Raw genomic sequence first — 14238 nt, forward strand, 5'->3', positions numbered from 1 at the left:
CTTGAACTGAGCCGTAGCGTCAGCTTCCCCCATTTGGGTCAAACTTCCCCTTCTCTTCTTCCGTGTTCCCCCTCTGCGCCCTCAGACGCTCTCGTGGTAGAATTGTCCCCGGTGGGTCGTGCCTTTCTTGAGAGCGTACTCGTTCTGTTGCTATGATAGGACATCACCTTGAGCGAGCAAGCACCTGCTGGCGGTTGGAGGGCTGGGATGGAAGAGGCTATCTCGCTAGCAAGCTCTCGCCTCTTGCTTTCCTTTCGTGGATCGGCTAACACCATTGTAGGTGTGCACCATTCTGAGCGATCGAGGTAGATAGATGGAAGACTTACACGCTGTCATCCTGGCAGGCGGCAGCGGAACACGGCTCTGGCCGCTGAGCACCCCTGAGTTCCCCAAGCAGTTCTTGCCTCTTCCGGGAGGCCGCAGCATGATTCAAGAGACGCTGGCGCGTGTGAGAACGCTGGTAGCGCGGGAACGGGTTTGGGTGGTCACTGGGCGAGCTTTCAGTGAGTTAGTGCGCCAGCATCTGCCGGAGGTGCAGCCGGCGCAGATTCTGGAGGAGCCGGTCGGGCGCAATACGGCCCCCGCTATTACCTGGGCGGCCTCGTTGCTGGCACGCCGCTCTCCCCAGGCCACGATGGCGGTCTTTCCCGCCGACCATGTCATCACGAAGCTGGAGCCGTTCCAGCGCGCGATTCGCTTCGGCTACCAGCTTGCTCAACGCGGTTACCTGGTGACCTGGGGTATTCGTCCCACGGAGCCAGCCACCGGTTACGGCTACATCCGTTTTGCTAGCCCCGTGGCCGATGGCTACGGCCACCAGGCCTTCAGCGTGGAGCAGTTCGTCGAAAAGCCCGATCTGGCTACCGCACAGCGCTATCTCCAGGATGGGCATTATGTCTGGAACAGTGGCATGTTTATCTGGCAGGCTGAAACCATCCTCGCAGAGGTGCGCAAACATCTCCCGGCGCTGGCGGAACAGGTGACACGCATTGTGGAGGCAATGGGTACTGCCACGGAGCGGGCAGTGTTAGAGGAAGTCTGGCCTTCCTTGACCTCGATTTCGATCGATTACGGCGTGCTGGAGAAAACCGATCGGTTGGTGGTGATCCCCGTCGATATCGGCTGGAGCGATGTGGGGAACTGGGAGCAGTATGGGGCACTCTATGCCGCTGATGGCAATGGCCTACGCGGCATCGGCCACCATTTTGCTCTGGGGAGCCAGAATGTCTTTGTCTATAACACGACGCAGCGGGAGATCTATACAGTCGGCCTGAAGGATGTGATTGTGGTGGCGCTGGAGGACAAGACTCTGATCTGCCACAAGAACCATGTGCAGCGCGTGCGCGAGTTGGCAGAAGCTCAGCTTCTCCAACGTGCGAGCGCGGCAGTGGCCCGCAATGGCCATCAGGTGGGGCCAGCGCCAGCCGCCAATACTTTGCCTGGGCCAGCCTCAAGCGGCCAGAGCAGTTCCCTGTCTGGCCTCGGCCTGACCGCTCATGATGCTCCTGCGATCAGCGCCGAGGGATTGGTGTCAGACCCCAGTACCAGTAGCGAGCCGGGTAGCTCCGCCGAAGAGAGTCAGCCAACCGCTTGAGCCTGCTGCCTCTCGTTCGGCCTCTTGCTCCCGTTCAATTCCTTCGCTTCGAGCGGATACAGGGCGGGGGCCAGGTGCGTTTGAGCTACCCCGCCCTCTCAGTCGTGGCGCTCACCATACTCGCCGTGGTAGCGATAGCCGCGGTAGTAACGATGACGATGGCGCCAGTGGCGGTAAGTGACAAGGTGCCAGATGGTGAGCAAAATGGCTCCTCCGATGATCGCCTGGGTCAAAGCAATTGGCTCCCCGAAAATGATCACTTCGCCACCAACGCGGAAGGGCAGGATGATAGCAATGAGGATGCCAATGAAGGCACAGAGGACCGCCCCAAGGATACCATAGGGCAAACGCCAGCCGATAATTGTTTCGGCAATGATCCCGAGCAGAATGGCTATGATGAAATAGATTAAATGGGCGAGAGTAACGGTGAAGAGTGGCTGGGCGGCAAGGACTGCTATGGATAACATGCTAGCCTCCTGGACTAAATTGACGCTCGTCAGCAGGCTCATGATAACCAGAGCTGGCCAGGGCGTCAAGTCGCCCACGACGCTCCCGCTGGCAGGTCAGCAAGTCCCCGTCTCTCCTTCCTCCCCGCCACCTATGCTATAATGGGTAGCAGACGAGGCACCAGCCAGGCTCTCTGGATTGAGAGTGGCAGGCTGCCACTTTAGTTGGTTTGGTTTTGGTTTGGTCTGCGTTCCGTTGCAGAGGTAGGCTCGCTTCGTCAGCCAGGCCGCCTGAGACACTTGCTTGCTTGAGTGATTGAAACCAGGCTTCAGCGTGGCTGACGAAGGCTCTCGGTGCGAAAGGCGATCTCCTGCCATGCTCTCCGACCAACCCGTCTTTGGCTCACATGCAATGGTCTCTTGCGCTCATTACCTGGCCACTCGGGCTGGCCTGCAGGTCTTAGAGCGCGGAGGGAATGCCATTGATGCCGCGGTCGCTGCTAACGCGGCGATGACGGTCGTCTACCCGCCAACCTGCTCAGCAGGCGGCGACGTCTTTATGCTGATCTGGGAGGCGCGGCATCGGCGACTGCACGCTCTCAACGGCAGCGGACGCGCGCCGCGCGCTCTGACTCCCGAGTACTTCGCCGCGCATGCACTGCGCGAGATTCCGACAATTGGCCCGCTCTCGATTACCGTTCCGGGCGCAGTCGATGGCTGGTTCGAGGCCCTGGAGCGCTTTGGCCGACTGCCGGTCGAGGAGGTCTTTGCTCCAGCGATCGCTTACGCTGAGGAGGGCATCCCGGTCTCGCCGAAGTTAGCTGGCTGGCTGGAACGCGCCGCGGAGACGGTGCTGCAGCGCTGGGAAGCGACGGCGCGGGTCTTTCTGCCCGGGGGCCGGCCTCCAGGCTGCGGCGAAATCCTGCGTCAGCCCGATCTGGCACGCACCTACCGCTTGCTGGCTCGCGAAGGGCGCGAGGCCTTCTATCGCGGGCCTCTGGCGCGCACCATTGTGGACTATGTGCAGCGCTGCGGCGGCGTGCTGAGTCTGGAAGATCTCCAGGAGCATCATTCCGATTGGGTCGCGCCCTTATCGACCACTTATCGCGGCTACGAGGTCTTTGAGTTTCCTCCCAATTCACAGGGCCTGACGGTCCTGGAGATGCTGAACATTCTGGAGGGCTATGATCTGAAAGCGCTCGGTTACCAAAGCCCCGAGACGCTGCATTTGATGATTGAGGCCAAAAAGTTAGCCTTTGCCGATCGCGATCGCTACCTCTCTGATCCGGCCTTTGTAGAGATTCCTGTGGAGCGCCTGCTGAGCAAGGAGTATGCTGAGCAGCTACGCGCGCGTATCAATCCACAGCGCGCAGCCTTCCACGTTGAGGCCGCAGCAGAGCGCGACGGCGATACGATGTATCTGTGTGTGGTGGATGGCGAGGGAAATGCGGTCTCGCTGATCCAGAGCCTTTTCTTTAGCTGGGGTAGCGGGATCGTGGCCGGAGACACTGGGGTGCTGCTGCATAATCGCGGTTCCTACTTCTCGTTGAACCCGCGCCATGCAAACTATCTCCAGCCCGGGAAGCGCACTATGCACACGCTGACACCCGCGCTGGTCTTGCGCTCCGGCGAGCCTTTCCTGGTGCTGGGAACGATGGGGGCAGATGCGCAGCCACAGCTTCATGTGCAGTTGCTGACGGCGGTGATCGATTTCGGCTTGAATATCCAACAGGCGCTCAACGCGCCGCGCTGGCGCAGCGGCCTCTTGCAGCAGCAGGGCGGGCGTCGACAGCTGCTCCAGGGACAGCAGGGCGCCCATCCAGGGTTAGAACGTACGGCGAGCGAGGTGGTGGCGCTGGAGCAGCGCTTTCCGAATGCGGTGGCGCTCGGCCTGGAGATGCTGGGCCACCGTGTGACAGTTTGGGGGCCGTGGGAGGATGATATGGGCCATGCTCAGGCAATTTTGATTACGCCTGGTAGCCGCGTGCTTCAGGGCGCTGCAGATCCACGCTGCGATGGCTTAGCCCTCGGTTGGTAGCCTCTAGTCAGCTCATCGGCCAGTTGATCTGGCTGCCTCAGCGCTCCAGCCCGGCCCGGCTCGCCTCGCCAGGCCTCGTGGACCTCTCGCCCCATCGGCGCGTGCCGCCTGTCTGCCTGCCAGCGGCACGCTCTTCTGTTGCTGAGTCCAACAGGACAGGGTTGGCCCGGCCAGGAGCTGGCTGGGCACAGCTAACGGAGTGTGTCCTGCTCTCGGTCCGGCTGCCTGGTGCCACTGTTCCTGCGTGCCGGTGCTCGGTCAGTACCCCTCATCTTGAGCGGATGGTACGGGCCCGTTTCTGCTGATGCGTCGCAGGGCAGTCACTCTTTTCCTCTGCTGCTCCGGTCCGCCTCAGCCCGACGCTGCTTGCCTGTGCGCTCGCCGCTGCGCGTGTCTATCAATTTTCTGCTACAATAAAGGACACTTTCTTCAGTCTATGGTTGCTTTTTGAGGAGGCGAGATGCTGCAAACCTGGAAGAAACGGAGCGATATTCCTAAAGAATATACGTGGGATCTGGAAAGCATCTTTCCAACTGATAAGGATTGGGAGCGCGAGTATCAGGAGCTGCAAGAGCTGCTGCCAGGTCTGGAGGCACTCAAGGGCACGCTAGCCCAGAGTGGCGAGGCTCTGCTGAACGTGTTGCGCCGACGAGATGAGTTCTTCGAGCGGCTGGAAACGTTGCTGGTCTACGCCTCGATGCGTAAGGATGAGGATACCAGCAATAGCCATTACCAGGGGATGTACGATCGCGCCCTGCAGCTCTATGTACGCGCGTCGACGGTGACCTCCTTCATCGAGCCGGAGATTCTGGCCGTGCCCCAGGAGGAGTTAGAGCGCTATTTGCGCGAGACCCCCGGGCTGGCGCTCTATGAGCATCAGCTGCACGACCTCAACCGCCAACGTCCGCATATCCGTTCCGCCGAGGTGGAGGCGGTCTTAGCCGCCGCCGGCGAGATGGCCGAGACGCCCGATGCCATCTTTACGATGATCGATAATGCCGATCTCCATCTGCCTACCATTCGTAATGAGCAGGGCGAGGAGGTGGAGCTGACAAAGGGGAACTACCTGGTTTTTATCCGCAGCGCCGATCGACGTGTGCGCAAGGAAGCCTTTGAGGCTCTACATGGGACATTTCTCAAGCAGCGCAATACGATCGCGGCGACTCTGGCCGGGCATATCAAAACGGATATGTTTTATACCCGGCAGCGGGGCTACCGCTCAGGTCGTGAGCGCGCTTTAGCGCGCTACAATATCCCCGAGAGTGTCTACGATATGCTCATCGAGACGGTCAACGAGGAGCTGCCGCTGCTCCATCGCTATCTGCGCCTGCGTAAGCGTATGCTCCAGCTCGATGAGCTACATATGTACGATCTCTACGTACCGATCGTCAAGGAGACGCTCCAGGAGATCTCTTACGAGCAGGCGCGCGATACGATCATCGCCGCCCTCGCGCCTTTGGGAGACGAGTACGTCAGTGTGCTTAAGCGGGCGTTCAGCGAGCGCTGGATCGATGTCTTTGAGACGCCGGGTAAGCGCGGCGGAGCCTACAGCGGCGGGGCCTACCGAACACGTCCCTTCATCCTGCTCAACTTCCAGGGGAACCGCGACAGCATGTATACTCTGGCCCATGAGCTGGGGCATTCGCTGCATTCGTACTATACCCGTCGCCATCAGCCGTTTGTCTACGGTGACTACACAATCTTCGTGGCCGAGGTGGCCTCGACTTTAAATGAAACGCTGCTGACAGAGTACTTGCTGAAGACCACGGAGAGCCGTGAAGAGCGCCTGGCGATCCTGAATCATTCGCTGGAGGATTTCCGCGGGACGCTTTTCCGCCAGACGATGTTTGCCGAGTTTGAGTATCAGATCCATCAGTTGGCTGAGCAGGGTGAGCCGCTGACGGCGGATACGCTGAGCCGCCTCTACCATCGTCTCAATGAGAAGTACTATGGGGCCGAGGTGGTTATCGATGATTTGATCGATATTGAGTGGGCGCGCATCCCCCATTTCTACTACAATTTCTATGTCTACCAGTATGCAACGGGCATTTCGGCGGCCTGCGCGCTGGCCAGACAGATTTTGGAGCAGGGTGCGCCAGCGGTTGAGCGCTACCTGCAGTTCCTGCGAGCTGGCTCCTCGGACTACAGCATTGAGCTGTTGCGACGGGCAGGGGTCGATATGACGACGCCGGAGCCGGTGCGCCAGGCCCTGCGTCTGTTCGAGGCACACTTGAGGCAGATGGAGGAGCTGATCAGCCAGGGTTAGCCAGGCTACTGAGCTGGGAGGCTCGCGCAAGCCTCCCAGCAATGGCCAGGAGACCGCGCCTGGAGCGCCGGGGGAAGGTCCTCGGTGCGCGCTGCTGCGCTGGGCCTGGGCAGTCCCAGGCCACAGCGCGCGGAGCCCCCCGGCGGCGTGAAGCGATGGCCACTCGCGCTCTCTCCTCCGGTCATCGCCGGCTGTGGGCGCTAAGGAAATCGCGTATAGCTTCTAGCACCTGCTGCGGCTTCTCGATGTGCGGGGCATGCCCACAGTCGCTTAGCAGGAGTTCATGATAGAGGCCTCCTTGCCGACGATAGCGCTCAAGGAAGTGCCGAATCTGGGCCTTCATTGGCTGTGGCGGGTAACGGTCGGGACCTGGCCAACCGGGTACGATGCCCAGTTGCCCGAGATAGCCGATATCAAAGGAGGAGGCATCGGAGACGATGCGGTCGTCGGCGCCGTGAATCCAGAGAATCGGCGGTTTGGGGCTGAGTTCGATCAAGGCCGTTTGCCTGAGATAGGCAGGAGAAAGGGCGTTATTGACTCCCTGGCGACCAGGCGCTACGTAGGGCCAGTTTGGGGAGGGCAGAGAGTCGCCCGGGTAGTTACCAGAGCCAGTGCGTGTGGAGAGGATGGCGCTGACATAGATCTCTTCGCGCTCGGGGTCAACCCGGAAGGGCGGCTTGAAGTAAAAGTTGTTCATGACGGCACGCGGTGAGCCTTGCTCGGCACTACGATCGCCCGCCGCTAGACGCTGCACGAAATCGGCGTTGGCGGTCCCGCCTCCGCTGCCGGCAAAGTCTGGCCAGACCGGGCGACCCTCGACGCCGCGCGTCCCCCCAAAGCCAAAGGGAGAGCCGGTGGCTTCGAGAATGAGGCCGTGCAGCCGGCCAGGATAGTCAATAGCATATTGCATGGCGACATTGCCACCGAGCGACCAGCCAAGCAGGTAGAAGCTGCTCAGTCCCAGGGCTTCCGCGAAGCTGGCCAGGTCATCCGAGAGATCGCGTACGCCACGGGTGGCATCGATGGGCAGGGTCTGGCTGTCGCCGTAGCCTCGCATGTCGGGCGCGTAGACGTGATAGCCCAGGGCCGCCAGGGCAAGCATCAGGTCCTGGAAGAAGAGCGCTGAGGAGCAGTTACCGTGGATGAGGATGAGCGTCGGCTCTCCACTCCCCGCTTCGAGATAGGCTATCTCGAGGCGGGCCGTGCGGCAGCGCCTCTGGCTGATGCCGGGCAAAAGGACTGAGGTGGGCATCGGTGTGGTGGCCTCCTTCGCTGCCAAATATGAAAGGTGAATCACCTATCAGTAAGCTTACCCCAGCCCGCTCCCAAAATCAAGCAAGCCCGAGAGAGAAAGCACCGATCGGGCGTACTGGCGAACGCTCCCTTGTGCGCTGGTTCGCTCGTTCGCTACGCTCAGGTTCGGCTACTCATCAGTCCGGCAGCGAGAACAGGCCGCCGGTCCGCCTTCCTGGCGGCTGTGGTGTCCATCTATGGAGAGATGTGCTATACTTAAGGGCGAGCGATGGGCTTCGCGCTTGCGCTTATGTGCTATGGTATTTGGTAGGGGGAGTTTCTTCTATCTATCCAGGTATTCAGGAAGCTAGCTTCGCTCACCGACGGGTTGGAGGAGTCGGCTAGCCCCTACTCGTTGGTGAGTGCGATTTGAAGCGAGGAACAGGAGCTGTATGGACAGGTCTCCTCAGACGGTCGGCTCAATCGCCGACGAGATTCACGCGACCCTCCTCGACGTTGAGGGCGAGGATGGGGAAGAGCACATCCATACACCCGGGCCGAGCTACTGGCCGCTGTTGTTAGCTGTGGCCGTGGCCGCGGTCTTTGCCGTGTTGCTCTTGCTGAACAGCGCCCCTCTGCTCTCGCTCGGGCTGGCGCTGGTGGCGGGCATCTTTGTGATTGCTTTCATGGTCGGCTGGGGATTGGAAGACCCCTTCAAGTCTCTGCCGCCGCTGTACGTTCCCGCGCCCGCCGAGGCGCGCGATCGTTCGCCTTTCAAGCTGGGTATGGATGTGGTTGATGCGCGTGGGAGCTGGCTCGGAACGATTCAGGCCCGTTTTCCGACCTATCTGCTGGTTGAGCGCGGGCGCCTCTTCCCCAAGGTCTATTATGTGCCGCGTCGGGCGGTGAAAACGCTGTCCGACGAAGGCGTGGTCCAGTTGGATCTGAGCGAAGCGGATCTGCAGCGCCTGGGCTACTCTCGGGTGCCCGATGATCTTTATAGCGAGCCACCTGAGCCGGATGTACCGCGTGTACGCGGTATTCCCCAGTTTGGCAAGCTGCCCCTCTCGCCAGCCCAGACCGGACACTATCTCTACGGTGCTCGCTGGCCCGGTATCAATACGGATGCTAAGAACTCGTACCATCTGGACGAGATCCAGCCCGATCCCAGCGAGTACGTTTCTGAGGGCTATCCCGTGCTGAACCACGCCCCGGCAGGTGCGCAGCGGTAGGTGAGCAGGTAGTCCGCCGTCGGTAGCGCTACCGCTACCGCCTGCCAGTTGCGCGCCGGTTTCGCTTATCCACGCAGAAGTAACTCAACCTGGGCGGCCAGAGCGGTCGCCCGGGTTGTTTGTCTCATCTCTCCGTTTTCCGCTCCGTCTCTCTTCCTGCCTTCCGGGGAGCTTCTGGCTCTGGCCAGGAGCAGGCGGCTCGGCTCCCTTTGCGCTATCTGGCTTTGTCTCCGAGCGCTGGTGAGCAGCATAATAGGCACAGAGGTCGCGCAGAAAGCACTGCTCACAGCATGGTCGCTGAAAGAAGCAGCAGCGCTGACCATGCCAGACAAGGCCCTTATGAAAGTTGTAGATCGCGCGGGCGTCGCTTGGAAGCAGGGCCTGTAGTAGAGGTTGGGCTTGCTCGGGGGTGAGTCGGGCCGGAATGAGGCCCAGGCGTATAGAGATACGGTGGACGTGGGTGTCGACGGGAAGCACGGGCTGACGGCAGCTAAAGAGCAAGACGCAGGCGGCGGTCTTAGGACCGACGCCCTCGAAGCGACTGAGCCAGGTGAGGCCTTCCTCAACAGGCAAGCGGCAGAGAAAATCAAGGTTGAGGGCGCCGCGCTCCGCCGTGATCTGGCGGAGGATGGCTTGCAGGCGCGGCGCCTTAATTTCTGGCCAGTTGACGACCGCGATAGCCTTTTCTACGGCTGCCGTTGGGGCATCCCGTACGGCCTCCCAACTGCCAAAGTGCTGGCGCAGGCTCGCGTAGGCCGCGGCAGTTTGCTCGTCACGGGTACGATGCGAGAGCAGCACGTCAACGAGCTGGCTGAGGGGGTCTTTGCGCGACCACTCCGGCTCACCATAGTGCTCAACCAGCCGCCGTGTAATCTCCTGAACTCGCAGGCGCTGGGCCGTGATATCCTCCTGCTCGGCCTTCCTGGCTGGACTCTCGCCCTCTGCCTCTGGTTCTGCGCCCTCAAAGAGGGTCTGGGCGTAGAGCGCTGGCTGCCGGGGCCGCTGCCGCTTTTGCCTCACAGATCTTCTTCCTTTCGCATCTTAGCCGCTCGCTCCCTGGCGGGAAGGGACCGCCGTCGCAGCAGAGCGCGCGGCCATAAGCATAGGGAGCCTGCTCGCCAGGTCATTCGCTCACTGACCCGCAGGCTCACGCGAAGTCAGCGCTTCTTGGCGGCTCGCCTCTTCATGGGCCTGGCTCTCTAGCCAGCGTTCCAGGTCGATCGCCGCCCGACAGCCATCGCCAGCGGCGGTGACCGCCTGACGATAGCGGCGATCGGTGACATCGCCGGCGGCAAAGACGCCCGGAATGTTGGTCATCGTATGCTCAACGGGGATAATGTAACCCGCCTCGTCCATCTGCAGCAGGCCGCGGAAGAGGCCTGTATTTGGCTGGTGACCAATGGCCAGAAACAGCCCTTCGACGGCTAGCGTCTGCTCTTCGCCCGTCTTGACGTTGCGCAGGCGCAGACCGGTCACCGACTCCTCGCCGAGAACTTCGATGACCTCGCTATTCCAGATAAAGCTGATCTTGGGGTTCTTGAAGGCGCGCTCTTGCATGATCTTGCTGGCGCGCAGGGTGTCGCGACGGTGGATGACGGTCACATGGCTGGCGTAGCGGGTAAGAAAGAGGGCCTCCTCCATTGCTGTGTCGCCTCCACCGACCACGGCCACCTCTTTGCCTTTAAAGAAGAAGCCATCGCAGGTGGCACAGGCGCTGACGCCACGCCCCTGTAGGCGCTGCTCGCTTGGCAGGCCTAACCATTTGGCGCTGGCGCCGGTGGCAATGATCACGGCGCGGGCCAGGTAGCTGCCCGATTCACTGGTAATCACAAAGGGGCGCCGACTGAAATCGACGGCGGTCACGTCCTCGGGAAGCATTTCGGCTCCAAAGCGCCGCGCCTGTCGCTCTAGCTTCTCCATCAGGTCTGGCCCCAGGATGCCCTCTTCGAAGCCGGGATAGTTCTCGACTTCGCTGGTTAGCATCAATTGTCCGCCAACCTGATAGCCCTGAAAGACCAGTACTGAGAGGTTGGCACGCGCTGCGTAGATGGCCGCTGTATAGCCCGCCGGCCCTGAGCCGATGATGATCGCGTCGTAGAGCTTCGCCATAGACGGTATGCACTCCGCTTCTTGCAAACTTATTCCCCTGACCTGACCGGACATAGGCAGTAGGGACGCTACAAGTTCAATTGTGAAAACACGGGAAGGGGGGCCTTTTATGCCCCCGCTCTCTCGGCAGAGCCTGACTGACGCTAGTCCCTCCGCCAGACTACCAGCGTTCTCGGCCTGCTTCCTTCAGTTCAGGCAAGGCTCCAGGGACGCTCAGGCGGAGGGGCCAGCCGTTCAGCGTTGGCCTTCCCCTGGGCACGGTTGAGGGCCGCATCGATGTTGGTGCAGGCGGTGATGAGCGAGAGATGAGTGAAGGCCTGGGGGAAGTTGCCCAGGGCTTCGCCACACAGCCCGACCTCCTCGGCATAGAGACCGACATGGTTGCTGTAGGTCAGCATCTTCTCCAGCAAGAGGCGCGCCTCATCGAGCCGTCCGCAGCGGGCCAAGACCTCGGCCAGCCAGAAGCTGCAAGGGCTAAAGGTTCCTTCCTGGCTGCCCAGGCCATCATCAGCGGCTCGCCGGGGATCATAGCGGTGAACCAGCGAATCGCTCGCCAGCTCGCGCTGAATGCGCTCAATGGTCTTGAGCATGCGCGGCTCGTTCGGCCCGGTAAACTTGACAATGGCCATCAGGAGAGCGCTGGCGTCGATGGCATCGCTGCCATAATACTGGATAAAGCTCTGTTTACGCTCGCTCCAGCCCTTATGCATAATCTGCTCATAAATGCGGGCGCTGGTCTCCATCCACTCTACCATCGGCGCCGGCCAGCCGCGGTGGCGTGCCAGGCGTAGAGCGCGATCAAAGGCGACCCAGCTCATGACACGCGAGTGGACAAAGTGCTTGGGACCGCCCCGCACCTCCCAGATGCCTTCATCGGGGTCGTCCCAGTGATGTTGCAGCCATTCCAGCAGCCGCCGCAGGTTCTCCCAGAGATCGTATGAGATCGTGCTATAGCGATTGAAAATGTAGATGGCATCCATCAGCTCGCCATAGATATCGAGCTGCTGCTGTTTGTAGGCAGCGTTGCCGATGCGCACGGGGCGGCTCTGGCGATAGCCTTCCAGGTGATCAAGCGTGTACTCGACAAGCTCATGCTCTCCATCGACGCCATACATCGGCTGGAGCGAGCCATTTTCCTTCAGCTCATGACAGCGCGCGTCAAGCCACTGCATGAAGGCCTCGGCTTCCTGCGTGAAGCCGAGCGTGAGCAGGCTATAGAGCGTAAAGGCGGCATCGCGGAGCCAGGTATAGCGATAGTCCCAGTTGCGAGCGCCACCGATCGTCTCAGGGAGGCTGGTCGTCGGAGCAGCCACAATGGCCCCCGTCGGGGCGTAGGTCAGCAGCTTGAGCACCAGGGCCGAACGCTGAACCATCTCCCGCCAGCGCCCCTGATATTGGCACTGGGCAAGCCAGCGTCTCCAAAAGCTCAGTGTTCGCTGAAAGGCTTCGTGGTAGCGGCGCCATGAGACATGCTGCGGGCCAAGGTCGCCGCGCCTGGCACTTTCGAGCAGGAAGTAGGCTGATTGGCCCGCCTCCAGAGTGAATTCAGCGCGTACACCGCCCTGGCCGTCTTCGCTGAGCGGGACCGTGCTGGCTAGGCCCAGCGACAAGCCATCGCTGTGAAAGAGGGCCCCTTCCGGGGCAAGATGAACGACGTGCCCGTCGCGGGCATAGTTGAAGGCAGGACGACAGACCAACTCGAACTTGAGCGAGCCACGCACAACGGTCACAGCCCGATAGAGATGATGCTGATGCTCGGCGCTGCCAGGCAGCTTCACCGGCATGAAGTCCGTGATTTCGCCAACGCCATCGACGGTGAGGAAACGCGTCAGAAGTATGTTGGTCTCAGGAATATAGAGCTGCTTCTGCCCCATTGGGATATGATCGTGAGGGGGCGGCGCTATGCGGAAGAAACCACCTTTACGAGCATCAAGTAAGGCCCCGAAGACGCTCGGGGAATCGAAGCGGGGAATACAGCACCAGTCGATTGAACCGTTTTTACCGACGAGAGCCACCGTATGGAGATCACCAATGACTGCATAGTCCTCGATCGGCAGATAGGTCGCGGGGCGCTCGTCCGCCGCTCTCACCTGCTCCAGGCGACCTTGTAGCTGAGCGGGCGGCGTTGTCTCTCCTTCGCCGTGCGGCTTTGCCTGTTCCATGCCAGAGTCCTTTCGCGCCATCATTGCTTTCACGCCACAGGGTATGGTATACAGAGAAAGCTATGTTGTAGCAGTAGTCGTAGCATGACCTGTCGCGTCCGACTGAGTCAGGCAGAAGGCCGGCGCTCCTGCTGCACGGCAGGGAGTCGCCTCGCCTCGCCTCGCCGTCGAACCCGTCGCGCTTCCCTGTTGCTGGCTGCTGGTATGCATTGTATCACAGCCGAAACGGTGGAGCAGCCCGGCTCAGTTAGTAGTCGCGTCTGGCTATAGCCCCCACGGGCCGCGGAGGTCTTCAGAAGGGCAGAGAAAGGGAAGAAAGCCATATCCCGATTGCGGGAGGCGTGCCCGTTTCCATATGGCAGAGGGCCTGCCCGAGAGAGCGCGCCGCGTCGCGCAGTCCAAAGCCCAGTCTGGTGCGGCAACAGCCAGACCCATGCCAACGGTCGAGCCTGGTCGGCTGTTTTTTTCTCTCGGTTGAGTTGGTTGGTTGGTTGGAGGAATAGGCGACAGATACGAGCGAGCAGGCGCCTCTTGCAGAGAGCCTGGCAGCTATGGCCAGGGCCAGGCCAAAGGTAGGGCAAATAGCACGGAAGGAAGGAGAAGAGGAGCATGGCAGACCTGGCGTCCGTACCTGATTTTGAGATGGTTGCTACCTGTATCGTTGAGCGCTTTGAGCGCATGCGCCCCTTGATGAGTCAGTGGGCCGATCTGGCGCGCCTGGCAGTCCAGGGGCTGCCGCATGACCGGGACCGCCTGGCCGCGCTGGAGCGCCGTCTCAATCAGCTACGTGCGGAACTGCGGACGTTTGTGCTGGTGGCCTCCGAGCACTTTTCTGATGGGCAGTTGACGGCTTTGCGCAAACGAGCCCGCATGAGTAAGTCGGCCTGGCGCTCGTTGAAGAAGGCTCGCCCGATTACGACGCGCTCCGGTTTCACACTACTCAGCTTTTAGCCAGCCCACCCGGCCAGTTCGGCAGCCCATCAAGCTGGCGTTGCCTGCCAGGGTGTCTGTCTGGCTGTATTTTCGGTCCATCCTCCTGGTCTCAGAGATCACGCTCACAAGCAAGGCCGCCGCTGACATGCTATACTGAACCGACGAAGCGCTGAAAGTGTCTGGGTTCCGTCTGGCCCACCGCTGGTTCTCACGCAGGCAGCGCCA

Annotated in this window: 10 protein-coding genes; 5 read left to right on the top strand and 5 right to left on the bottom strand. The window is 61.0% G+C overall.

Annotation, left to right across the window (positions count from 1 at the left end; genetic code table 11):
• The first annotated feature begins 313 nt into the window (after window positions 1-313).
• Window positions 314-1594: a mannose-1-phosphate guanylyltransferase gene (locus tag AC6H1L_RS04145; RefSeq protein WP_497600279.1), complete on the top strand. Its 1281-nt coding sequence runs from the start codon at window positions 314-316 to the stop codon at window positions 1592-1594.
• A gap of 98 nt (window positions 1595-1692) precedes the next feature.
• On the opposite strand, the gene AC6H1L_RS04150 is transcribed toward AC6H1L_RS04145, so the two are convergent.
• Window positions 1693-2061 (bottom strand): hypothetical protein, encoded by a 369-nt coding sequence (locus tag AC6H1L_RS04150; protein ID WP_497600280.1) that lies wholly within the window; start codon window positions 2059-2061, stop codon window positions 1693-1695.
• Between the two features lie 355 nt (window positions 2062-2416).
• Between AC6H1L_RS04150 and ggt the strand changes: the two genes are divergently transcribed.
• Both ggt and pepF read left to right on the top strand, forming a co-directional pair.
• On the top strand, window positions 2417-4078 hold the full coding sequence (ggt, locus tag AC6H1L_RS04155) for a gamma-glutamyltransferase (protein WP_497600281.1): 1662 nt from the start codon (window positions 2417-2419) through the stop codon (window positions 4076-4078).
• Window positions 4079-4538: 460 nt separating this feature from the next.
• The gene (gene pepF / locus AC6H1L_RS04160; protein WP_497600282.1) at window positions 4539-6344 is read left to right on the top strand and encodes an oligoendopeptidase F; all 1806 of its coding nucleotides are present in this window, start codon (window positions 4539-4541) and stop codon (window positions 6342-6344) included.
• Between the two features lie 181 nt (window positions 6345-6525).
• On the opposite strand, the gene AC6H1L_RS04165 is transcribed toward pepF, so the two are convergent.
• Window positions 6526-7596, bottom strand: a complete 1071-nt coding sequence (locus tag AC6H1L_RS04165; protein WP_497600283.1) for an alpha/beta fold hydrolase — start codon at window positions 7594-7596, stop codon at window positions 6526-6528.
• A gap of 433 nt (window positions 7597-8029) precedes the next feature.
• Here AC6H1L_RS04165 and AC6H1L_RS04170 point away from each other — a divergent pair, with 433 nt between their 5' ends.
• Entirely contained in the window at window positions 8030-8809 is a 780-nt protein-coding gene (locus AC6H1L_RS04170; RefSeq protein ID WP_497600284.1) for a hypothetical protein, read from the top strand.
• Window positions 8810-8893: 84 nt separating this feature from the next.
• On the opposite strand, the gene AC6H1L_RS04175 is transcribed toward AC6H1L_RS04170, so the two are convergent.
• From AC6H1L_RS04175 to AC6H1L_RS04185, 3 genes are all read right to left on the bottom strand, one after another.
• Window positions 8894-9829 (bottom strand): endonuclease III domain-containing protein, encoded by a 936-nt coding sequence (locus AC6H1L_RS04175; protein WP_497600285.1) that lies wholly within the window; start codon window positions 9827-9829, stop codon window positions 8894-8896.
• Between the two features lie 111 nt (window positions 9830-9940).
• Complete coding sequence (trxB, locus tag AC6H1L_RS04180) at window positions 9941-10918, bottom strand: thioredoxin-disulfide reductase (protein ID WP_497600286.1); 978 nt, start codon at window positions 10916-10918, stop codon at window positions 9941-9943.
• A 191-nt stretch (window positions 10919-11109) separates the two neighbouring features.
• Window positions 11110-13080, bottom strand: a complete 1971-nt coding sequence (locus tag AC6H1L_RS04185) for a glycoside hydrolase family 15 protein (RefSeq protein ID WP_497600287.1) — start codon at window positions 13078-13080, stop codon at window positions 11110-11112.
• A 609-nt stretch (window positions 13081-13689) separates the two neighbouring features.
• Here AC6H1L_RS04185 and AC6H1L_RS04190 point away from each other — a divergent pair.
• The gene (locus tag AC6H1L_RS04190) at window positions 13690-14031 is read left to right on the top strand and encodes a hypothetical protein (protein ID WP_497600288.1); all 342 of its coding nucleotides are present in this window, start codon (window positions 13690-13692) and stop codon (window positions 14029-14031) included.
• Window positions 14032-14238 lie beyond the last annotated feature (207 nt).

It is taken from the genome of Thermogemmatispora argillosa (assembly GCF_059696725.1).